18 protein-coding genes and 1 pseudogene are annotated in these 23,033 nt (G+C 58.8%); 10 read left to right on the top strand and 9 right to left on the bottom strand.

The features are described 5' to 3' along the window. Positions 1–9: 9 nt before the first annotated feature. Positions 10–2,304, bottom strand: a complete 2,295-nt coding sequence (locus KP703_RS01270) for a TonB-dependent siderophore receptor (RefSeq protein WP_252353729.1) — start codon at positions 2,302–2,304, stop codon at positions 10–12. A gap of 238 nt (positions 2,305–2,542) precedes the next feature. Between KP703_RS01270 and hrpB the strand changes: the two genes are divergently transcribed. The 3 genes from hrpB to KP703_RS01285 all read left to right on the top strand — a co-directional run bounded on the left by hrpB (position 2,543) and on the right by KP703_RS01285 (position 6,799). After that, positions 2,543–5,107 (top strand): ATP-dependent helicase HrpB, encoded by a 2,565-nt coding sequence (gene hrpB / locus KP703_RS01275; protein ID WP_215753578.1) that lies wholly within the window; start codon positions 2,543–2,545, stop codon positions 5,105–5,107. Between the two features lie 131 nt (positions 5,108–5,238). After that, complete coding sequence (locus tag KP703_RS01280) at positions 5,239–6,342, top strand: S1C family serine protease (protein WP_215753551.1); 1,104 nt, start codon at positions 5,239–5,241, stop codon at positions 6,340–6,342. Between the two features lie 202 nt (positions 6,343–6,544). Beyond that, positions 6,545–6,799, top strand: coding sequence for a hypothetical protein (locus KP703_RS01285; RefSeq protein ID WP_062140672.1), 255 nt, complete (start codon positions 6,545–6,547; stop codon positions 6,797–6,799). 98 nt (positions 6,800–6,897) lie between these two features. Here KP703_RS01285 and KP703_RS01290 read toward each other — a convergent pair whose 3' ends face one another. Then, positions 6,898–7,752 (bottom strand): aldo/keto reductase, encoded by an 855-nt coding sequence (locus KP703_RS01290; RefSeq protein ID WP_215753552.1) that lies wholly within the window; start codon positions 7,750–7,752, stop codon positions 6,898–6,900. 265 nt (positions 7,753–8,017) lie between these two features. On the opposite strand from KP703_RS01290, the gene KP703_RS01295 reads away from it, so the two are divergent. Then, positions 8,018–8,464 carry a DNA polymerase III subunit chi gene (locus KP703_RS01295; protein ID WP_043552036.1) on the top strand — a complete coding sequence of 149 codons (447 nt, stop codon included), beginning with the start codon at positions 8,018–8,020 and terminating at the stop codon, positions 8,462–8,464. A 12-nt stretch (positions 8,465–8,476) separates the two neighbouring features. On the opposite strand, the gene KP703_RS01300 is transcribed toward KP703_RS01295, so the two are convergent. Beyond that, positions 8,477–10,570 carry a TonB-dependent receptor gene (locus KP703_RS01300; RefSeq protein ID WP_215753553.1) on the bottom strand — a complete coding sequence of 698 codons (2,094 nt, stop codon included), beginning with the start codon at positions 10,568–10,570 and terminating at the stop codon, positions 8,477–8,479. A gap of 88 nt (positions 10,571–10,658) precedes the next feature. Here KP703_RS01300 and KP703_RS01305 point away from each other — a divergent pair, with 88 nt between their 5' ends. The 3 genes from KP703_RS01305 to KP703_RS01315 all read left to right on the top strand — a co-directional run bounded on the left by KP703_RS01305 (position 10,659) and on the right by KP703_RS01315 (position 13,292). Next, entirely contained in the window at positions 10,659–11,546 is an 888-nt protein-coding gene (locus KP703_RS01305; RefSeq protein ID WP_252353730.1) for a helix-turn-helix transcriptional regulator, read from the top strand. Between the two features lie 84 nt (positions 11,547–11,630). Further along, positions 11,631–12,872, top strand: coding sequence for an MFS transporter (locus KP703_RS01310; protein WP_215753554.1), 1,242 nt, complete (start codon positions 11,631–11,633; stop codon positions 12,870–12,872). A gap of 45 nt (positions 12,873–12,917) precedes the next feature. Beyond that, complete coding sequence (locus tag KP703_RS01315) at positions 12,918–13,292, top strand: cupin domain-containing protein (protein WP_215753555.1); 375 nt, start codon at positions 12,918–12,920, stop codon at positions 13,290–13,292. 108 nt (positions 13,293–13,400) lie between these two features. On the opposite strand, the gene KP703_RS01320 is transcribed toward KP703_RS01315, so the two are convergent. The 6 genes from KP703_RS01320 to KP703_RS01345 form a co-directional block, all read right to left on the bottom strand. After that, positions 13,401–15,170: a M28 family metallopeptidase gene (locus KP703_RS01320; protein ID WP_215753556.1), complete on the bottom strand. Its 1,770-nt coding sequence runs from the start codon at positions 15,168–15,170 to the stop codon at positions 13,401–13,403. Positions 15,171–15,320: 150 nt separating this feature from the next. After that, positions 15,321–15,443 (bottom strand): DUF2474 family protein, encoded by a 123-nt coding sequence (locus KP703_RS01325; protein WP_156470055.1) that lies wholly within the window; start codon positions 15,441–15,443, stop codon positions 15,321–15,323. A gap of 11 nt (positions 15,444–15,454) precedes the next feature. Next, positions 15,455–16,480: a cytochrome d ubiquinol oxidase subunit II gene (gene cydB / locus KP703_RS01330; protein ID WP_062140901.1), complete on the bottom strand. Its 1,026-nt coding sequence runs from the start codon at positions 16,478–16,480 to the stop codon at positions 15,455–15,457. Between the two features lie 8 nt (positions 16,481–16,488). Beyond that, positions 16,489–17,922, bottom strand: coding sequence for a cytochrome ubiquinol oxidase subunit I (locus tag KP703_RS01335; protein ID WP_215753557.1), 1,434 nt, complete (start codon positions 17,920–17,922; stop codon positions 16,489–16,491). Between the two features lie 313 nt (positions 17,923–18,235). Continuing rightward, entirely contained in the window at positions 18,236–19,195 is a 960-nt protein-coding gene (locus KP703_RS01340) for a cytochrome-c peroxidase (RefSeq protein WP_215753558.1), read from the bottom strand. Continuing rightward, complete coding sequence (locus KP703_RS01345) at positions 19,192–19,815, bottom strand: hypothetical protein (RefSeq protein WP_215753559.1); 624 nt, start codon at positions 19,813–19,815, stop codon at positions 19,192–19,194. Before KP703_RS01345 ends, KP703_RS01340 begins: the two co-directional genes overlap by 4 nt. Before the next feature lie 64 nt (positions 19,816–19,879). On the opposite strand from KP703_RS01345, the gene KP703_RS01350 reads away from it, so the two are divergent. The 3 genes and pseudogenes from KP703_RS01350 (at position 19,880) to KP703_RS01360 (ending at position 23,024) form a co-directional block, all read left to right on the top strand. Continuing rightward, a complete protein-coding gene (locus tag KP703_RS01350) occupies positions 19,880–21,919 on the top strand; it encodes a TonB-dependent siderophore receptor (protein WP_215753560.1) in 2,040 nt (679 codons plus the stop codon). Positions 21,920–21,963: 44 nt separating this feature from the next. Further along, positions 21,964–22,164 (top strand): annotated as a pseudogene (locus KP703_RS01355) (transposase); the annotation flags it as partial. A 47-nt stretch (positions 22,165–22,211) separates the two neighbouring features. Continuing rightward, on the top strand, positions 22,212–23,024 hold the full coding sequence (locus KP703_RS01360; protein WP_215753561.1) for an IS5 family transposase: 813 nt from the start codon (positions 22,212–22,214) through the stop codon (positions 23,022–23,024). Positions 23,025–23,033: the final 9 nt, after the last annotated feature.

Raw genomic sequence — 23,033 nt, forward strand, 5'->3', positions numbered from 1 at the left:
CAGCAGTTTTCAGAAATTGCTTTGCACGGACGCCATAAAGCTCCGCGGCTCTCCATAATAATTGTAGTAATAGACATTTCCGAGACGCTGATAATACCGCGTATTGGAAAGGTTATTGACGGTAAACGTCATGTTCAGTTCTGGCCGCCACTGATACCCAACCTGTGCACTGGCCACCGCATACGCACCCTGCCGAACAGCACGGTTTGTGCCAAACGTACTGCTTTGCGCATCCACCCCGGCCCCAATGCTCCAGACATTCCGCGTTACCTCCGGGGCGGCAAAGCGATAATGCGTCCAGAGTTTGAACAGATGCCGGGGTGAGTTGGGCGTATAGGCCAGCCCCGCCAGACCGGAATCATCCTTGAGGATCTTGTTGTCGTTGAAGGTGTAGCCAAGACTGATATCCCAGCCGGTCAGCAGGCGCCCCAGCATTTCAAACTCAACGCCCTGACTGCGCACCTTACCCGCCGCATGGTAGCAGGTGCTGGTGCCGGACAGACCGCAGGTGGAAGACCCATCCTGATCTTCCATACTCTTGTTGCGCTCAAGAATATGGTAACCCGCCAGCGTCACACTCAGATTGCGGTGGAAGAAAGAGCCCTTAAAGCCCCCTTCAATCTGCTGGCCCAGCACCGGCTTCAGCCGGCCGGTGTGGCTGTAAGCGGATTGCGGCTGGAACGTATCCGTAAAGCTCACATAGGCCGCCACATCCGGCACAATATGCCAGACCAGCCCTAAATAGGGCGTGGGAACCGCACCGTTCTTCTGGCTGACAACATAGGGCGAGTTGGTGGACAGGTTTTTATATTTGTACTGGTAAAAACTCAGCCGGCTGCCAAGCAAAAGATCAAGTGAGGGCATAAGCTGAACACGGGCTGAGCCGTAAACCCCATATTGCTGCGTGGGTTCGCGATAACGGGTGGTAATGTCCGGGCGGATGGTGTCGGAAATAACAGGCGAGAAAATATCCAGATTACTGAGGCCCGGCGTCGTGCGCCATGAGGCAGACGAACCGCCATCATACAGCAGATCGGAATCATAATTCGCGCCGATCAGCAAATCATGTTTGCGGTTCAGCAGATGTACGGGGCCGGTAAAATACATGTCCGCGCCATCATAAATTTCCCGCCCTTCATACCGCGCCACAACAAAGTTGCCGGTTTTCCGGGCCGTCACCACACTGTTCAGATAGGTGTAGTGCATAGAACTATCGGTTTCGCGGTGGCGGCCCGTCAGCTTTCCGCGCCAGCCTGCGCCAAACTCATGCTCTAGTTCTCCATCAAACTCATACATGGGGTTGCTGGTCTGCCCCCAGTTTGCCCCCACAAAACTGTTGCGCGCCAGATGCAGGTCCGCGCCAGACGCCGCCATGGGCAGGCCCATAAAGCGCGTGGTGTCATTTTTCTGGCCAGTGGCGGACACGGACAGCGTGGTTTTATCCGTGATATGCACATCAATATCCGCATAGGCTGTCCAGCGGGTATCATGCGCATCCTTGTAGAAATAGTTACGGTCTCCGCCTGCCAGCACAAACCGGCCCGTCACCTTTTTATTCCCCGTCAGCGGGCCGGTGACATCGGCATCCGCATGGAACGTATCCCATGAGCCACCGCTGAAATCCCCCTGCGCCCGATAGGTATCCAGAGCGTGCTTGCGCACAAAGTTCACGCTGCCACCGGGAGGAGCAGACCCCTGAAACATCCCGTCTGGCCCACGCAAAACTTCAAGACGATCATAAATGGCCAGATCAAACTGCTGGCTAAAGGACATCCCGCCACTGGACGGCACGCCGTCAAATTGCGGCTGCACCGCATAGCCACGGGAGGTAAAGCCTGCGGTGCCGTCCCCATACAGATTGACGTTCAGCCCCGGCACCTGCTTGAGCGCCTGATCAACCGTCGTCAGATTCTGGTCCTGCATCTGCTGGCGGCTAACGACAGAGACAGATTGCGGAATTTCATCCAGCCGCAACAGCATTTTGGTCATGGAGACAGCCTTCACCACATAGCTGCCGGTACCATCGGTCGTTGCATTCTTATGCCGCTGCCCCTGCACCAGCAGTTTTTCAACACTGGCAGGCATGTCATTCTCATCAGACGACTGCGCGGTTTTTACAAACTGCACATTTTTTGCGGTCTGGGCCGCCTTCGCTGCTGGCTGCGTGGCTTTTGCGGATTTAGTAGCTTTTTCCGTTGTTTCCGCTGCCGTCGCACCAAAAGCAGGCGTGCCGCAAAAACCCATTCCTGCTCCACACAGCATCAGGCCCGAGCAGGAGAGCAGTCCTGCTTTTAAACGCATCATCGTCATTCCTGCTCTCTGTTCGGCATGGCCTTTTGCCGTCGCCATGGCATGTTCCGTCGCTTCGGTTATTAAGAACTATTCTCATTATCACTTCCTCGTGAGGCGCGGCAAGAGAGATGCCTCCAGATTGATAAATTTTTTTTATGAGACATCTTCAGAAACTGGCGATCACCCTGCCGCACGTCCCCGCCCAACATTTGAAATTGCAGCCAGCGCACGCCCCGGCCATAACAACGCCATGCAGAACCAGACGCCCTCCGCCTCCCCGTTTGCCATTGCCGATGGCCTGCCCGTGCAGGACGTGCTGCCTGATCTGTGCGCTGCCCTCGCCCACACGCCCACGGCAGAACAGCCAGCCTCCGCCATTCTGGTCGCTCCTCCGGGGGCGGGGAAAACCACCACGGTACCGCCGGTTCTGGCCGCAGCCCCATGGCGGAAAGAGGCGGACCGCATCATCATGCTGGAGCCGCGCCGTCTGGCCGCCCGCGCTGCTGCCACGCGCATTGCCTCACTGATGGGGGAAGAGGTGGGCGGGTTCGTCGGGTTCCGCACGCGGCTGGATGCAGCGGTATCTGAACGCACCCGCATTGAGGTGCTGACAGAAGGGCTGTTTCTGCGCCGCCTGCTGAGCGACCCGATGCTGGAAAACGTCGCCTGCGTGATTATTGACGAGGTGCATGAACGCTCACTGGACGCGGACCTCGCTCTGGCCTTCTGCTTAGACCTGCAACGCACCTTGCGGCCTGACCTGCGGCTGGTCGCCATGTCCGCCACGGCAGAAACCGAGCGCCTTGCCACCCTGATGAACGCCCCGGTGTTGACCAGCGAGGGGCGGATGTACCCCCTCACCGTGCAGCACGCCAAACGCGACATTCCGCATCTGCGGGATCTGGCCTCCGTGACCGCTGCGGGTGTGCGGCAGGCGCTAGCGGAAACGGAGGGCGATATTCTGGTCTTCCTGCCCGGCACAGGAGAAATCCGACGTGTTGCGCAGCTTCTGGAAGACTGCCACGCCACAGTCCTCCCCCTGCATGGGGAACTCCCCCCGGCAGAACAGGCGCTGGTGCTGCGCCCCGGCCCACAGGGGCAGCGGCGCGTGATTCTCTCTACCTCCATTGCGGAAACCTCGCTCACCGTGCCCGGCGTGCGGGTGGTGGTGGATTGCGGCTTCCGTCGTGCCCCACGCTTTGACGCGGGGGCAGGGCTATCCCGTCTGGAAACGCTGCGCATCTCCCGTGCTGCCGCCCGCCAGCGCGCAGGACGCGCGGGGCGAGAAGCTCCCGGAACGGCGTTTTGCCTCTGGACTACCGCAACAGAACGCGGCCTGCCCCAGCATGACCGCCCGGAAATTCTGGAAGCTGACCTTTCCGATTTTGTGCTGGCCACCGCCTTATGGACTGACACGGTCGGCCAGTCCGATACACCGCTTCCCTTGCCCGACCAACCTTCCGGCAGCGCTGTCGCAGCCGCCCGAGACTTGCTGATCATGCTCGGCGCGCTGGATGATGACGGGCAGATTACCCAGCACGGGCGCAACATGGCGGCCCTTGGCACACACCCACGCCTTGCCGCCATGATGCTGGCCGCCCGCACACCGGAGGAAGCCGCGATGGCCGCAGACCTCGCGGCCCTGCTGGAAGAACGCGACCCTCTGCGCCCCCGCGCTGCAGGGCGTTCCGGACCACCGCCCGTGCCTCCGTCCGATATTTCCCTCCGGCTGGACCTGATTGCCGGGGGAGATCACCCACAGGCCGACCGGGGCGCACTGGCCCGCATCCGTCAGGCCGCCTCTCGCTTCCGCCTCCGGCTGGGGCTGCGCGCGCGCCAGCACGCCGGGGGCGACCCGGCTGCCCTGATTGCCGCAGGCTTCCCGGACCGGATTGCCCTCTCGCGCGGGGAAGCCGGCACATTCCGCCTGTCCAACGGCAGCAACGCCCGCCTGCGGCGCGATGACGGGCTGGCGGAAAAGAAGCTGCTCGCTGTGGCCGGGCTGCATTTACGCACCTCCGCCGAAATCCGCCTTGCCGCTCCACTCGACCTCAACGCCCTGCCCCCGGCCCTGCTGGACCGCACGAAGGAGCAGGTAGAAACCTCGCTGGACCCGGTCTCCGGCAATATTCTGGCGCGTCGCCGCACGCGCATTGGCTGCCTTGTGCTGCGGGACCTGACGGAGAAGGTGAAAGCAGGCAACGCTGCCTCTCTGCTACTCGCACAAGCCAAAGCCACGCCGGACACCACACTGGACTGGCCGGATGCTGCCCGCCAGCTACAGGCCCGCGTGGAACTCGCCCGCGCCCTGCCCGGTGGGGCTGGGCCGGGTGAAGACTGGCCAGACTTTACCACCGCGGCACTGGCCGAGCGGATGGATGACTGGCTCGCCCCCTATCTGGACGGACTAACCTCTCTGGCCGATCTGCGCGGGCTGGATTTAACCACCCTGCTCAAAAACCATCTGGGCTACACACTGAACGCCTGGCTGGATAAGGAACTGCCCACAGCCCTCCCCTTCCCCGGTGGCAAAGCAAACGTGGATTACACGCAGCCCGTGCCCGTCGCCTCCGCCCGCGCGCAGGTTTTCTACGGCACGGAAGAAACGCCAAAACTCGCGGGCGGGCGGGTGCCGCTGCGTCTGGCCCTGCTCTCCCCCGCAGGCCGACCGCAGGCCATTACGGCGGATCTGGCAGGCTTCTGGAAAGGCGGCTGGGCAGACATGCGGCGGGATATGCGGGGCCGTTACCCCCGGCATGAGTGGCCGGAAAATCCGGCCCTCAGCCCGGCAAAACCGCGCAGGCCAGCGCGTTAACGTTTTGTCACATCAGTACCACAATGCGTTGCAAAACAGCACCATAGGAGGGTGTTGGACCACAGAGGCATTGCACTTTGTGGGCAAAGGAGGCCAAAAGTCTCTATGGACGGAAAGCAGATCACAAACTCATGAAGACATTTATGCGGAGCCTGCCCGCCATGGCGGCACTGTGTTCGTCAGGCCTTTCCGTGGGATCGCACACCGCACACGCTGACCCTTCCACCCTTTTTGCTCCAGCCACACCCATTGTTGCCGCACCCGGCCCAACAAGCTTTGCCCCGCTGGTGCGCAAGGTTGTGCCCGCCGTGGTGAATATTGCGGTCACGCGCGATTCAGATTCCAGCACCCGCAAAAAGCTCCCCTCCGCCGTAAAAGGCACACCGCTCGAGCGCCGCTTTCGGGAGCGGATGCGCAAACATAGTGATGAAGTGCTGGGCGCTGGCTCCGGCTTTATTCTCGACCCGTCCGGCGTGATTGTCACCAACGGTCACGTAGTGGAAGACGCGGACAAAATCACCGTCGCCCTTGCCACTGGCAAAGAATACAACGCCCGCCTGATTGGCATTGATGACCTGACGGATATTGCCGTCATCAAGATCGACAGTCCCACCCCGTTGCCGTTTGTGGAATGGGGAGACAGCCGCCTTGTGCAGGTGGGGGACTGGATTATGGCCGCCGGCAATCCGTTTGGCCTTGGCTCGTCCGTCACGGCGGGCATTGTCTCCGCCCGTGGGCGGGATATTGGCACCGGCCCGTTTGATGACTTCCTGCAACTGGACGCGCCCATCAACCCCGGCAATTCCGGCGGCCCAACCTTCAATCTGGCCGGGCAGGTTATTGCTCTGAATACCGCCATTGTCTCCCCAACCGGCGGCTCCGTGGGGTTAGGGTTTTCCATCCCGTCTGAAATTGTCATGCCGGTTGTCAGCGCCCTGCAACGCGAGGGGCGCATTGACCGGGGGTGGCTGGGTGCCACGCTGGAAGACATTACCACCCATAACGGCACCCGCGTGGCGGAAGTGGACCGCAACGGACCCGCCGCGCAGGGCGGCCTGAAACGTGGCGACATTATTACCGCCATGGGCGGGGAGCATATGGATACCGCCCGCACCATGATCCGCGCCGTCGCCGCCGCCCACCCCAACAGCACGGTACAAATTAGCGTGCAACGGCAAAGCCAGCCGATGACGCTGACCATTCATGTGGGCCACCGCCCGCTTTCGGAAGACTGAGGCGGGGCCGTCTCTTTACCCCAATCGTTATATTTAAAAATTGAATAAATTTACAGAAATATAGAGAAATACACTCTTAATTACGGAACCGTGAAACAAGACCAGAATGGTCCATTACTTACGAAAACCAAATAAATATTGACCCCACCCACCGTGAGCGTAAAATGCGCGGGAAAAGGAATACATTTTCAGAATAGATTGTTTGAAAGATGTGTTTCTGAATGACGCCGCGCCCGGTTTTCCGGGGGCTGACGCGTTTTCTGCCGATGTTGTGCGCCACCGAAAGGGCTTCACCATGCAAATGTACGGTTTTCTGACACTGCTGGGTCTGGACATGCTGTTTACCGGCCTCAAGCTGAACGACATGTCCTTCGCGTCTTTCAGCATCGCTTTCGGCCTGCCGGTTGTGCTGATGGCGACCTACGTTCTGGACAACATGCAGAAAGACGGCGTCTGATTTTTCAGACCTGGTCTTTTTGATAAAAGCCCACAAAAAAAGCCGCCGAGGTGTCGCCCCGGCGGCTTTTTTGCGCCTGAAACCCGAAGGCAGGTGGGTTAAATCATATCCAGCGGTTCCTTGCTGGTCGGCGGTGGGAAGGCGGCGTCCAGAGCGGCCAGATCCTCATCCGTCAGTGTAATTTCCTGCGCGGCAATATTGTCCCTGAGGTGAGCGAGGGACGACGCTTTGGGGATTGGCATCACATTGTTCATCCGCAGCACCCACGCCAGCGCAATCTGTGCCGGGCTGGCCGGGCCATTGCTGGTGGAGTGCCGGGCGGCCACGGCCTTCACCGCCTTGTTCTGCAACAACGCGCCACCCTGCCCGATAGGGGAATAGGCCATGGTCATCACATGCCGGAAGCGGTTGGTGTCCAGCAGGTCATACTCCACGCCCCGATGCTCCAGATTATAGAGGATCTGGTTGCTCGCACATTCACCGGGCCGCGTGTATTTTTCCAGCTCCTGTATGTCATCCACATCAAAATTGGACACGCCCCAGTAGCGGATCAGCCCTTCCTCTTTCAGCTTGCGGAAGGCCTCAATGGTTTCGGCCAGCGGCACGCTACCGCGCCAGTGCAGCAGGTAGAGATCAAGCCGATCCGTCGCCAGCCGACGCAGAGAAGACCGGCACGCTTTGGCCACGCCTTCGGCTGAGGCATTGGTGGGCAGAACCTTGGAGACCAGAAAAATATCGTCCCGCACATCCCGCATGGCTTCACCCACCAGACTTTCCGAGCGGCCCTGCCCGTACATCTCAGCGGTATCCACCACCTTCAGGCCTGCCTCTACACCCTGACGCAGTGTGGCGACTTCCTCTTTCCATGTGGCGGAGGATTCCCCCATGTTCCAGGTGCCCATGCCCAGTGCAGGCAGTTTTGTGCCGTCCGGCAGAGTGACTGTTTTCGCCATATCGTTCGCGTCCTTTTTCCTCAAACAGAAATTGCCTTAGCCCCCTGAGCGCATCCGGCCTTACCTGACCAGACCGCACAGAACACCTGACTTTGCATCGGGTCAGGCAGCATTCTCTGTTATGTGCTGATAGTCCTGCCAGCGCGGGAGCATCACAATCGTTCCCCTGCGGGAAGCCCACATGCCTGCAACACATACCGGGCCTCTGCATGCCTGCCGAAAGCTGATAGACTGGCCCCATGCCAGACCACAGGACCCGCCCCGCATGACGCAGATCGGCTTTTATCACCTTACCCGCACCAGTGTGGCTGAGGCGCTGCCGCAACTGCTCTCCCGCACGCTGGCCAGTGGGCAGAAGGCCGCCGTATGGTGTGCCAGCAAACCACAACTGGATGCGCTGGATAAAGCCCTGTGGAAAGTCTCGGACCCGGCCTGGCTCCCGCATGGCAGCGAGGGCATTCTTTGCCCGGACCTGCAACCCATCTGGCTGACGCTCGGTGAGGACGTGCCCAACGCCGCCCCGTTCCTGTTCCTGCTGGAAAACCGCACCTGCCCGGATAACCCGCCTTTTGAGCGCGTGTTTGACCTCTTCGACGGGCATGATGAAGCCGCCGTAGCCGCCGCCCGGGAACGCTGGACCGCCATGAAAGCCGCCGGGCATGACCTCGCCTACTGGCGGCAGGAAGACCGGGGCTGGAAGCGGGCACGCTAAGAGCCCCTTCGCTTAATACGTCACCCCAACCCGCAGCCCCAGCAGGCGCGGGTTTGCCGCCACGGCTTCCCCTGAGGCCAGACCACGGGTGAGATAGCGGGCATCCGCCAGATTGCGACCGTAGATGGCGATATTCCACCAGCGCCACTTCTTTTCGATCTGGGCATCCACCAGCACGTAGGGGTCATTCACCAGTGTGCTGCTGGGATACAGGTTTGTGCGCCCGCGCCGCACCACATTGACGTTAACAGACCAGCCATCCCCCGGCGTCCATGTGCCGCTAAAGCCAAAACTGCTTTTGGGGGTGCCATTTAACTGCTGGCCGCTAAAGTTCTGCCCTGCAAAAAGAAAACGGTCATACGCCGCATAGGTCAGCCCCAGAAAGCCACTGAGCGTCAGGCTCCGAATGGGTTTAAACGTGGCGTTCAGTTCCATACCTCGTGTGTGCGCTTTAGCTGCCGTCGCCACAACGGATTCACCATTCGCATTGGTCGTAACCACCTGAAGATTGGAAATGAGGTTTGAATAGCCTATGACCTCAGCTGACCATTTGTCTTTCCGGTCATGCAGGCGGTAGCCAATTTCCAGATTGTTTCCGTAACTGGCATCAAACGGTGTCTGGGCTGTCGCCGCCATGACCGCATGCGGACTAAAGCCCGGCGGCATATAGGCCCGCGTATAGCTGATCCAGCCATACTGCATCAGCGCGCTGTCTGTTTGCGGATGATATTCCAGCTTCAGCCCCGGCAGGGGCACCGTACGGGACGCAGTCTGTTTAGGGAGCGTTTGCAGAATGGTGTAGTCCTCCGGCACAGAGGCTGTCTGCAACCCGCTCCACTGGGACATGGACCACTGATTATGCTCCACCCGGAAAGAGGGCACCAGCCGCCATGAGGGTGAAAAACGCCAACCCAGCTCAGCAAATCCCGCCACATTGGCATTGTTCAGCACGGCTGTTGTGTTGCTCAGATAATAAGGGGACATATCAAAAAGATACGGTGTGCTGCGCATCATTTCCTGCCCAAAAATTCCGCCTCGCCAATCCAGCGTGCCGGAAGAGCCGGACAGCGTGACAGTCCCGCCTGCCTGCCGCGTGGGCATGGTAAAACCGGTGCGAGCCGAAAAAACGCTTTCTGGAATTTGCGATTTCCATTGGGTCGCGTTGCCACCCAGAGCAACATCCACAATCATCTTACGGCTGAACGCACGATGATACTGGGCGGACCCAGCCCAGTAGTCATTATCATTCACGCCCCGCTCTGTGTTGACAGACTCATGCTGCAAAGCCAGCGCGGGGGATGCAAAATAATCGTTCCCGCCATGATTCAAGACATGATGCAAAGATACCCGCCATTCTCCTCCGGCGGAATCCTTATGCAGCAGTTTCAGCCTGCCAAACCAGCTGTGCCAGCCTGCGGTATCCTTCCGGTCCAGAAAACGGTTGGACACATAGCCATCCGCCACCTCACCACCCACCGTCACGCGGAGTGCTGTGTTTGGCCCCAGAGGAATATCGTTGCTCATCACGGCGCGACGGCGATTGCCTGTGCCATATTCAAAATCGAGAGACCCGCCAAACCTGTTCCCCGGATCTCGGGATGTGGCGGACACCATGCCACCAAATACATTCGGACCTCTGGTCAGGTCCGGCCCCTGCGTGACATCCATATGGTCCAGATCAAAAATCTGCCCCAGCGCCATACTCATCATGGGAATACCGTCCAGCATAAACGGGACGTAGAGACTACTTGTCTCTTCTTCCGGCCCGCCCAGAGCACGCATCATAATCACCGGGTTGGCCTGCGTGGTGGAGGTAAAAGAGACGTTGGGCAACCGTTCCGCCACATCCCCCAATGTGTCCAGATGACGCTCCTTCAAAACGGCTCCTGAAAGGCGGGAAAGACTGGAAGAGACAACAAAGGACGCATTCCGGCTCCGCACCACAATCTCTTCTGCTTTTTTGCGGCAGGACGCGGTCTGCCCGGACACCGGCTGGTCAGGGCATAAGGTTGCCGCCCACCCTACGGTTGTGGTGGCATAATCCAGCACGGGCACAACAAGCAGTGTGTATTTTATGGCTGAGAGGAAGGCATGTCTTTTGCTCATACCGACATGATAATGTTTCGCAATTGCACCGCCACTCAGATTGGTCTAATCACTCCAATCAGACACACAGCAAGGGATTTTTCTGGAGATGCATCACGTCAGATCCAGTCACATACACCGGCAACAGCCAGAGCATCTGGCGGGCCAGTCCCTTCTGCACCCTTTATACAGTAGGCTTTATAACGGGCTGAGTGCTGGCTTCTTCTCCTCTGCCCTGCCCGCTACCCTGCAGGGGGAGATGGATGACTGCCCGGCTGTCCTGCGCTGTTCCATTATTCTGTCCGGCACGTGTGAAATCATTTTTGGGGGCAAAACGCATCAGTTCCATGCGCGGGATGTCGCCACAGCTTATCTGCCCGCAACCCGTTTCCAGATTGCGACCAGTGCAGATTTCTCCTGCCTTGAGGTCCATATTACCCCCGAATTGCTTCAGGACATGCACACGCCGCTTCCATGGGGTGCGGCAGACCTTTCTCCCCAAACACCATTTTTCAGCAGTCTCAAGGCCAATGCATCTGTGCACAAGGCGGCCACCGGACTGTGCCAGAGTTTACGGAAAAACCAGACCAATGGGCCTTTAAGCTGTGCCGCAGCCCTGACTATTCTTGGCCAGTCCTTTGAACAGATTGAGGCTGCACCGCAAGGCTCCCCCCTCTCACGTCATGAAAAAGCCTGCCTGCATCAGGCGCGTTCTTTCCTGCTGTCCCGCATGGATAAAGCCCCCACCATTATTGAACTGGCGCGCTATAGCGGCCTGAACGCCACGCGGCTGAAAATGGGGTTCCGCATTCTCTTTGGGTGCGGCCCTTACAGCCTGTTTCAGGCCCACCGCATGGAACACGCCAAAACGCTTTTAAAAACCCATTCCGTGACAGAAACCGCCATGGAACTTGGCTACAGTAATATGAGCCACTTCAGTGCGGCCTTTAAACGCCAGATTGGCAAGGCACCTCATCTTTATCGGAAGGAAGGCTAAGCCCTTCATCCTGAGCCGTGTCTGATCGGGGCAGCGGGCTGATTCGGGTGGCCCCGCACAGCCGTGCGCCTATCCTTGCTCTTTATGGAAAAGAGCCGTTTTTTCTCCCCGTTCTCCGCTCTGCCGCTGGTCTGGAAGCGGGTCATCACGCTGGGGCTGATGTATGCCGGGCAGGGCATTCCCGCAGGGCTGGCCTTTAATGCCTACGCCACTATTTTGCGGGAAAGCGGTGTTTCTCTTCACACCATCGGCTGGAGCGGGCTGACGTTTCTGCCCTGGGCTTTGAAATTTCTCTGGGCTGGCCTGACAGACAATGCGGGAAAACGCCGAGGGTACGGGGCTCTTATCCTGCAAACGCAGCTCCTCGCTATTCTGACCTGCCTTGTGCTGGCGTTTTTCCCACCAGAGCACAGTTTTGCGCTCTCACTGGGCGGCATCATCCTGCTCAATACCGTGTTTGCAACACAGGACATTCTCACCAACGCGGCCGCAGTCTCCCATCTGCAAGGCCGAAATGCCGGGTTGGCCAACGGTATTCAGGTTGTGGCTTTTCTGCTCGGTATGCTCGCGGGTGGGGGCGGAAGCCTGTTGGTTTACGCGCAGGCTGGCTGGGGTGGCATGCTCTGCGCCATGGCGGCGGCTCTTTTCCTGCTCTGCCTTATCCTTTTGCCACTCCGGAAATATGTGGAGCCAGATGCCAGCCTGATTGCCCGCCCTTCCCGCCTGAAGGATTTCTTCCGCCAAAAAGGCTTTGGATGGGCGCTTACCAGTTCTCTGGCGTTTAAATTTGCTGGCGGAGCGCTCTTAGCCCTCCTCCAACCGTTCCTGATTGACCAGCATATTGCCGTTGAAACCATCGGCACGCTGCAAATCTCAAATCTTCTGTGCGGCGCGCTCGGCGGGGCCATACTGGGCACAATCGCAGTCAAAAAAGCGGGCAGTTGCAAGGCTGTTACCCTTCTGGCCATCCCCTCTGCGCTTCTGCTGGGTGCTTTATGGATTTTACAGGCAACGCACACTCTGTCCGCCCCGGCTCTCTATCTTGCTCTTGGCACAGAGAACTTTTTTGATGGCGGGTTTTACGTCGCGCTCTGGTCCTTATTGATGAACTGGTCCTCCGCAGATCGTCCCGGTCTGGACTACAGTTTTCTACAATGCGGGGAGAGCGTCGCCAATGTTCTGGCGGCCTCAGCCATTATGCCGCTGGCAGCCAGCGCAGGCTATTCTCTGGCGTTTCTGATGGTCTGGCTCTGCGGGCTTGTGTTGCTTGTCCCGCTTATTCTGGCGGCCCGTCGTCTGGCCCCACTCTCTTGCGACCGCACCTGACCCACTCAGCCTCTTCCTGCAATCCTATGACAGAAAGACAGTCCAATGTTTCACTATAATCTTGAACAGGTTGCCGCCACGCTTTCCGTTCTGCACCTCAATCAGCAGACAGATGACTTCGCAGCAAAAAGCATGACAACGCTGTTTGCGTTCGGCCAGCACAATATTGGCATGGTCCGGTTTGAAGGCTCGACCCCGTGGGAAGAACACCCGCATGACGAATTTCTGCTTGTTGTGGAAGGACAGACAACAGTCGTCCTGAAAAAAGACGGGGAAGAACTCACCCTTGTTGGCAAAAAGGGGGATGTCCTGTTTGTGCCCGGCGGCTCATGGCACAGGCAGGACACACAGGGGCCTGTGGCTCTGCTCTATATTACCGACAAGTCCGGCACGCAGCACACGGCCAAAACGCCTGCCTGATAACGTTGCAGGAAGCTGCCGAAAAACACGATAGCTTCCTTGCTTTGCGTGGCAGGATTACCACTGGCAGACCGCCCCAAAAGACAGTCTGCCAGGTTTTAAATCGCCTTACTGCCCACCCCGCACAGAGGCACTCTTCGCACGGGTTGCGGCAAATTCTGAACCCGGCTTCCACTGCGGCCAGTTCTGCGAAAATGCCAGATTGCGCCCAACAGTATACAGTAGCGCCACATCTTCCGCTGCCCCGCGCACATCCCAGTCCGGGCTCCATGCGTCACAGGCCTGATGGTAGCAGACCATATAATCCTGCAACCATTTCCGCCCGGCAGGCACACCACCTTTCAGCAGATCAGGGTAGCCCGCCATATCCATAAGAGCCGCCACCGGCACACCGGCACGGGCAAACGGCAGATGGTCGGCACGGTAGAAGGCCCCGCGCTCCGGCATGGCTTCCGGCAGCATCACGCGGCCCTGTTTTTCCGCAGCAGTCGCCACGTCATCCTGCACCGTGTCCTGCCCTGCCCCCACCATGAAGACGTTGTGAGAAGGACCGGCCATCTGCAACACATCCATGGTGAAATTGGCTGCCGTTTTTTCCAGCGGAGCCATGGGGTGCGCGGCATACCATGACGAGCCCAGCAGCCCGCGTTCCTCAGCCGTCCATGAGGCAAACATCACTGTGCGCTCGGGCTGCGGACCGGCCTTGAACGCACGGGCAATTTCCAGAACACCGGCCACGCCGGAGCCATCATCAATCGCACCGTGGCGGATCACCTCATGGCCCTGCGCATCCTTGCTCATGCCAAATGCATCCCAGTGCGCGCCAAACATCACGGTTTCATCCGGGTGTTTGCTGCCGGTCAGTTTGCCCAGCACGTTCTGGCTTTCCAGATGCGAGACCTCAACCGGCACATTGAGTGAGAAGCGCGCCTTTGGCAGCGTCACGGACTTGAAAGACGCCTGCCGTGCCTGCACCCGCAGCGCGGGCAGATCCAGCCCGGCCTGCGCAAAAACCTTTGTAGCGGCCGGGGTAGAAATCCAGCCCTGCATCAGCACCGGCTGGTTTTCACCGCTCTGGGCAATGTCAAAGGACTCACCACCCGGTGCAATCACTGTGGACCACTCATAAGCCGCCCCCGCCGTGTCATGCACAATCAGCGCGCCAATTGCGCCGCGTCGGGCGGCTTCCTCATATTTGTAGGTCCAGCGGCCATAATAGGTCATGGCGCGGCCACCAAATTTGCCGGCCACGGCTTCATCCGGTTTGGCGTCAAAATCCGGGTCGTTAATCAGGAAAACGGCAATCTTGCCTTTCAGATCCACGCCTTTGAAATCATCCCAGCCACGCTCGGGCGCATGTACGCCATAACCAACAAAGACCATCGGCGCGTTCTGGATTTTCAGACGGTCCACACCTCGCCCGGTGGTAAAATAGACGTCTTTCGTCTGCTCCAGCGGCAGGGTATTTTTGGCATAGGCCACCTGTAGGAGATCAGGTTTCCCCACGCGGGTGTGCTGCAACGGCACGCGCTGCGTCCAGCCACCATTCTCGCCAGCCGGTTCCAGACCAATCTGCTTATACTGCTCAATCAGCCAGGCCACGGTGCGTGCCTCACCCGGAGAACCGGGAGCGCGGCCTTCAAACGCATCAGACCCCAGGATTTTCATGGCCTCTGACATCCGCTGCGGGCTGATCGGGGCGTACACAGAGGGCGAAACATCAGCGGCCTGCGCTACGCTGGAAAGCCCCTGCGGCCCACCCAGCCCCGCCGCAAGAGCGGCAAAAGAGACAGCACAGACCAGCAGGCCCTGCCGCAAATTGCGCAGCCCTCCGTCTTGTGGCGTGCTGCACCGGCCTGTTGTCTGTGTTGTGCGCATTGTGTGTGTCCTGCCTCGGAGAAAGGGAATGGTGTCGCAACAATAGTCAGGACAGTTTTCACAAAGCAACAGGTCTGCCCAAAACAGACAGGGCGCGTCCGCCGGAAAAAGCGAACGCGCCCTGCTGAAGAGGCAAAAATCGGCCTCAGATCACGGATGGATCAGGAGCCGGAGCGCCCCGGCCACAACGCCAAGCGCGGCAACACCCCCTGCCCACAATCCTACAAACCAGAGCAGCCGGAGCCACAGGGGGCGTTCTGCTGTGTGCTGCATGGTCATCTCCCTCAATGGTAGCTCTCGCTATGCTCGTTCACCGTGCCACGGAACACATGGTAGGCAAACGCCGTGTAGGACAGGATCAGCGGGATCAGCACCGCAGCCCCCACCAGCAGAAACGCCTGGCTGGATGGCGGAGCCGATGCATCCCAGATGGTCATACCCGGCGGCACGATATACGGCCAGATGGAAATCCCCAGTCCGGAGAAGGACAGGAAAAACCAGCCCAGAGCACAGAAGAACGGGATGCGACGAGACACCTTGCGGCGCAGCGCCATGAACATGACCACCGCCAGAGCAATCACCGCGACCGGCACCGGAGCGACAAAGAGAATACGGGGCCAGTCCGTCCAGTTTTGCATGTATGTTGCGTGCAGCGCCGGGGTCCATAGCGAGACACCGGCAATCATCACCAGCATGGCGATGGAGAGAATGCCGGACCACTTGCGCATGGTGTCCTGCAACGTGTTTTCCGTCCGCCAGACCAGCCATGTCGCGCCCAGCAGCGTGTAGCCGCAGGCCACAGCCAGACCGCAGAACAGCGGGAACGGAGCCAGCCAGTCAAACCCGCTGCCGACAAAGGCATTGTTTTCAACATGAATGCCAGACACCAGCGTGCCGAGAATAACGCCCTGCATGACGGACGCCACAAGAGAGCCGCCACAGAACCCGACATCCCACAAATCCCGCATCCGCTGCGTGTGCATGCGGGAGCGGAATTCAAACGCCACCCCACGCATGATCAGCGCAAACAGCATGATCAGGATGGGCAGATACAACGCAGGCAGGATGGTGGCGTAAGCGTTGGGGAACACGCCATACAGCGCAGCTCCGCCAAAAATCATCCATGTCTCGTTGCCGTCCCATACGGGTGCGATGGTTTGCACCATCACGTTCCGATAGGTCTTGTCCGGCTCGGCAAGAAAGAGAATACCAAGCCCAAGGTCAAATCCATCCAGCACGATGTAGATGAAAATGGCCATGGCCGCGAGAACCGCCCAGACAATGGGGAGCCAATAGGCCGCACCGGTCATATCCATGATCAGCTATCCTTCCCTGTTTCGCCTGCGGCGGCTGTGTTGGAAACGGCCGCCTGCATGGAGGCGGCACGCTGCGGATCATGCGCATCCGGTCCGACTTCACCCACATGCGGTTCCTGCGCAAAGCCACGCAGAAGAATGCTGATACCCGACGCAAAAACGATGAAATACACAATAACGAAAACAATCAGCGTGGAAGCAATGCTCCCCCCCGCCACTGGCGAGGCGCTATCTGCCGTGCGCAGCAGGCCGTAGACGGTGAAGGGCTGCCGCCCGACTTCCGTCGTCACCCAACCGCACAGCATGGCGATAAAACCGGCAGGCGCCATAACCAGCGCAAACCGCTGCAACAGCACATCTGAACACAGGCGTTTGCGCCAGCGCAGCCAGAGCGAATACACGCCCAGCACCGCCATCAGCATCCCCAGCGCCACCATGATGCGGAACGTGAAGAACACCACGTAAGATGGCGCACGCTGGTCCCTGGGGTAATCCTTCAGGCCCGGCACTTTGCCATCAAGGCTGTGCGTCAGAATAAGGGAGCCCATCAGGGGGATTTCCACTTTATACCGCGTGGTTTCATGCTCCATGTCCGGAATACCAAACAGCAGTTCCGGTGCATGGCTCTGGCTGTCCCAGTCGCCTTCCATGGCGGCAATCTTGGCTGGCTGATATTTCAGCGTATTCAAACCCTGCGTATCACCCGCCAGAATTTGCAGCGGAGCGACAATGGCCGCCATCCACATGGCCATGGAGAACATGACCTTAACGGCTTCCGTCGGGGCATGCCCTGCCCGTCTGGCCCGCAGCAGATGCCATGCGCCTACACCACCGACCACAAACGCCACGCACAGGAAGGCGGCGAGCGCCATATGCACAAGGCGGAACGGGAAGGAGGGGTTGAAGACAATGGCCCACCAGTCTGCCGGGATAAAGCGGCCTGTTCCGGGCTCAATGGCGTAGCCCTGCGGGGTTTGCATCCATGAGTTGGAAGAGAGGATCCAGCTCATGGAAATCAACGTGCCGAGTGAGACCACGCAGGTGGCAAAAAAGTGCAGCTTCCGGCCAACCTTGTTCATGCCAAACAGCATGATGCCGAGGAAGCCTGCCTCCAGAAAGAAGGCGGTCATCACTTCATAACCAAGCAATGGCCCGAGAATAGGCCCGACTTTTTGCGAAAACTGCGCCCAGTTGGTGCCAAATTCGTACGACATGACCAGCCCGGAGACCACGCCCATGCCAAAAACAATAGAAAACGCCCGCAGCCAGTAGCGGAACAGGTCCAGATAAACCTGCCGGCCGGTTTTAAGCCACAGGCCTTCCAATACCGCCAGAAACGCGGCCAGCCCGATAGAAAAAGCGGGAAAAACAATATGAAATCCGACAGTGAATGCAAATTGCAATCGTGCCAGAAATAAGGGATCCAGTGCGCCCACGAGGCCCGTACTCCATTCTCAGAACGTACGCGCCTTCAAAACCTGGTCTCGACGACACGAACGCGGTTCTAGTGCGAAACATTTCCGATGCATGCGCCTGAAATGTCGTCGCGTTCTGCCCGGGTGTGGCATTAGCACACCCCACGCGACAAAGCGTTTGTCGTCATGACATCATAAACAGGCTTTATGTTGAACACCTGGCCGCCGGAAAAGTTGCATGTCCGCGCAAGAAAACCCTGCGCAGAGCTGCCCTGTTCTTTCCAAAAGGCAGGGCGGAGCAGGCCTGATGGACAGCTAGTATGCGAAGCGTGCCCTAGAGGGGGCAGCCTTCCGGCGGCAGGGAAAATGCCGGATTATGCAGAAAGCTCGGGTCTGTCAGCGCCTGAAGGAAGGCCTCCAGCGCTTTCCCCTCCCCCCGAGATAAGGCCGGACTGTGCGTATGCGCCTGCAGGGCTACACTTAGCGTGGGGGCTGAGCCATCATGCAGGTAGGGCGCAGTCACCCCGACATTCCGCAACGACGGCGTTCTGACCCGCGCCGGATGGGCCGCGTTGATGCTGTGAAAAGACTGATCGGTCAACAAAGGACCACTATGGCAGGACGCACAATGCGCCTGCCCGAAAAATAATGCCGCACCGCGCTGCGCATCACCCGGCAAACGGGCCTGTTTCTTCTCCGCCTGATCCCACACACTGTTTTGCGAGATCAGTGTGCGCTCAAACGCTGCCAGAGCTTCCGGCACGGTCCGGGCATCAATGCGTCCGTTTTCATTTTTGAAAGCCCGCGCAAAGAGCTTCTGATAACAGGCATCACCAGATACGCGATGCAGCAACGTCGCCCAGTCCGGCATACCCATTTCCACCGGGCCATGCCCGAAGACCGGCGTGGCAACCTGCTGTTCCAGCGTGGTGATGTGCTGGTCCAGCCATGTCAGCGTTTTCAACGCGCCGACATTCCCCAGTGAGGGCACATTGCGCACCCCGGCGTCATCCGTAATGCCCGCGTGGGTTGGCATTCCGTCCGCAAAGGCGTGGCGCTGCTCATGGCAGGAGGCGCAGGCCATACTGCCATCGCCCGAGAGATCGGCATCATAAAACAACCGTCGCCCAAGCTGGATGCGCGCCTCGTCCTCTGACAAGAGTGCCGCATTGGGGGTCGAGACCTCCGGCACGGTCGCAGCCTGCGCGTCCCGAGCGGCTCCCCCTGCACTCCAGAAAACTGACGCCAGACACACACCCGCCAGAAGACGCACGACAGAACCGGCTGACCTCATGGGGTCGGGATCACCATCAGCGTCATATCCGGCTTGCCGCTACCGCTGACTTCAATCACCGCGCGTCCGGCAACCAGCGGGAAATCCACCATCTTGCCAATGCCGCTACAGGCAGGCCCGCGATTATGGCCGGAGGAGACAATGGTTTTGCCATCCTGCACCACATCCAGCCAGGCCCGGCTGCCCAGCATCACCCGATAAGTGCCCGCCGCAGGCACATCAAACGCAAACATGCCGCCGGAACTCACCTTGCCACCCGGCTGCTCGGGCCGCACGGCATAATGCATGTCGGCTGTGGAACGGAGCTGCGCGGCCACCGCCTTGCCAGCTGTCAGTTTGACGCCGTCCAGCTCGCCTGCCGTTGCGGCGGCTGTCACAGACGTTGGCCCCGTCCAGCCCTTCAGCGCATCTGGCAAAGGCGCTGCCTCCTTGGGGCAATTCTGCATGCCGTGGCCACCATGCCCGGCATGCTCATTTTGGCCCTGCGCCGCCTGCTCAGCCTGCTCAGCCTGCGCAGGGGCACACAGTAAACCCGACACGCCGCCTTCAACTATCAGCCCCAGTGACAAAATTATCACAGCCTTTAACGCAAACTGTTTCCCAATTGCCATACGCTTCATGCTTCATCTATATACGGTCGAATATTATATATGCAGAAATATTGATAAAGGACCCTTGCCCTAAATGAAAGCCTTCCTCCCGGCGACCACGCGCACCCTTTCTGCCGTGACACTGGCCAGCCTGCTCTCCACCGTTGCAAGCGCGGCCTTTGCCGAAACCTCTCCGCTGAGTGCGACGCCGAACCTGCATCAGGTTAAAAAGAAGGCTTCCAAACCCACACCAATCACGCCTCCCGCTGCACCACAGACCCGGGCTGACAGCGCCTATGATGCGCTGACGACTGGCACGCTCACCTATAACAGCGTGATGGCGGACCGCTCCAATTCTGACATTTACGGCCCCGGTGAAATTACGGTCTACGGCACCCCGCACCGGAATGCGCTGGTGGGCAATTCCACCCTTTCTGCCGATGCCATTTATACGCTGAATAAAAACACGCTGGATGAAGCCGCCAACCTGATCCCCGGTGTGAACTCCGCCAACACCGGCGGCACGCGGAATGAGCGCACCATTCTGGTCCGTGGGTTTAACCGCTTTCAGGTCCCGCTAATGGTGGACGGTATCCGCATTTATCTGCCTGCGGATAACCGGCTGGATTACGGGCGTTTTCTGACGCCGGATATTGCGGAAATTCAGGTCGCCAAAGGCTATGCCTCCGTGCTGGACGGCCCGGACGCCATGGGCGGCATGGTCAACCTTGTGACCAGAAAACCCCACAAGGAACTGGAAGGCGAACTGCGCGGCGGCTCCATGCTGGGGCATGACGGCGGCTATTCAGGCTATAACGTGTTCGGGCTGATCGGCACTAAACATGAAAAATGGTACGCGCAGGCGAATTTTGCCATCAATAACGTGGACCATACGGACCTTTCCTCCAATTATGACCCCACGCCCTCACAGGGCAAAGGCAAACGCCTGCTGACAGATTCTGAAGACTGGCGCGTAAACTTTAAGGTCGGCTACACGCCGAACGCCACGGATGAATACACCATTAACTACACCCGCCAGAGCGGTGAAAAACGCGCGCCCTTCAGTGTGACGGACTCTGTTAGCGCGCAGAAGGACTGGACATGGCCCGCGTGGGATCTGGACAGCCTCTCCCTCACCTCCCGCACCAAACTAGGCGACCGGCTGACCCTGCGCTCCCGCCTGTATCGCAATACCTTCTATAATCTTCTCAGAAGTTTCGATAACGCTGACCTGAATACCCAGACAAAAGCCAAAGCGTTCAACAGCTATTATAATGACACAGCCTGGGGCGGGAACGTCCGTCTGGATGCCGAACTTTCCCGGCAGGATACGCTGGGCATTGCGTTCTATGGTCGTCGGGATGAACATTCCGAAAATGAGCAGGTTTTTCCCAGCGGGGCTTATCAACCCACCGTCAGCTCGGTTGAGGAAAGCTACAGCATTGCGGGCGAAAACGTGTTCCGCTTCCTGCCCAACCTCGATCTGACAACCGGCGTCAGTTATGATTGGCGCGTGCTGGACAAGGCGCAGGGCTATTCCGGCGGGATTATCCATTACCCCACCCGCAACCGGGGCGCGCCCAACGGGCAGGCCCGCCTGAGCTGGCGACCGGATAAAGTGTCTGAACTCCATATCAGCGTGTCCGACCGTGTGCGTTTCCCCACGTTGTTTGAGCGCTTCAGCACCCGCTTTGGCGGCGCGGTTTCCAACCCCGGCCTGCGCCCGGAGCGCGCGCAGAACTATGAGCTGGGCGGGTCTCATACCTTTGGAAATATCGAGGTCTCCGGAGCTCTTTTCTATTCCCACCTGACAGACCTGATTGCCTCCTTCCCTGTGCAGTATAACGGCACCACCGTCTCCCAGAGCCGGAACATCAACAGCGGGAACTATGCCGGGGCGGAAATTTCTCTGGCTATTCCGGTACGGAAAGATCTGCTGATTGGCGGCAACTATACCTATACGCATCAGGATGTGAGCGCGCCGGGGTCCTCCCCACGTTACCGGCCTACGGATGTGCCGTCTCACAAGGCATTTGCCTATGTGGAATGGTCGCCCATCAAAAAACTGCGCTTTGTGCCGAACGTGGCGATTTCTTCCAACCGCTGGACCATGAACTCCATGGGCACAACCTAGAGGGTGTTATGTACTTTCTGGCGTAAGTGTTCCAGAACAGATGGATGAATACTGCCCGCAAACCGTATCCGTCTGATATCAGTGACGAAGAGTGGTCTCTGATTGTTCCATACCTCCTTTTGATGAAAGAAGATGCGGACCAGCGACACCATAATCTGAGAGAGTTGTTCAACGGTCTTCGGTATGTGATCCGTTACGGCATTGCATGGCGTGCGATGCCGAACGATCTGCCGCCATGGACTGCGTAGAGGGTGTTATGTACTTTCTGGCGTAAGTGTTCCAGAACAGATGGATGAATACTGCCCGCAAACCGTATCCGTCTGATATCAGTGACGAAGAGTGGTCTCTGATTGTTCCATACCTCCTTTTGATGAAAGAAGATGCGGACCAGCGACACCATAATCTGAGAGAGTTGTTCAACGGTCTTCGGTATGTGATCCGTTACGGCATTGCATGGCGTGCGATGCCGAACGATCTGCCGCCATGGACTGCGGTTTACCAGCAATCCCGGCGCTGGATGGAAGCAGGATGTTTCGAGGCTGTTGTGCACGATCTTCGGGCTGTACTGCGTATTGCGTCGGGCCGGAAGGCGGAGCCGACGACGGCGATCATCGACAGCCGGACACTGCGTTCGACGCCGGAGAGTGGCTCGCGCGCCGGGTATGATGGTGCGAAAAGAAAGAAGGGATCGAAGCTGCACATGGCGGTCGACGCCCTGGGGCATCTTCTGGCCCTGCACGTCACACCGGCAAACAGAGATGACCGGGCGGAAGTCGGTCCACTGGCGCAAGCCATTCAGCAGGCAACAGACGGTAGTGTGGAACTGGCATGGGCTGATCAGGGCTATACCGGATCAAAACCGGCAAAAGCCGCCAAAGAGCAGGATATCACTCTCGAAATCGTCAGACTACCTCAGGCTAAACGGGGTTTCGTGCTGCTGCCACGTCGCTGGATCGTAGAGAGATCGTTCGCGTGGGCAACGCGGTGCAGGAGGCTGGTGAAAGACTACGAGCGCTGCGCCTCAACGCTTGCCGCAATGCATACCATCGCCTTCGCAGGTTTCATGCTTAGAAACGCAGCTAACCTGCTCATCCAAAGTGCATAACACCCTCTA

Origin of the sequence: Acetobacter sp. P5B1 (assembly GCF_018811985.1) — a bacterium.
Classification (GTDB): Bacteria; Pseudomonadota; Alphaproteobacteria; order Acetobacterales; family Acetobacteraceae; genus Acetobacter; species Acetobacter cerevisiae.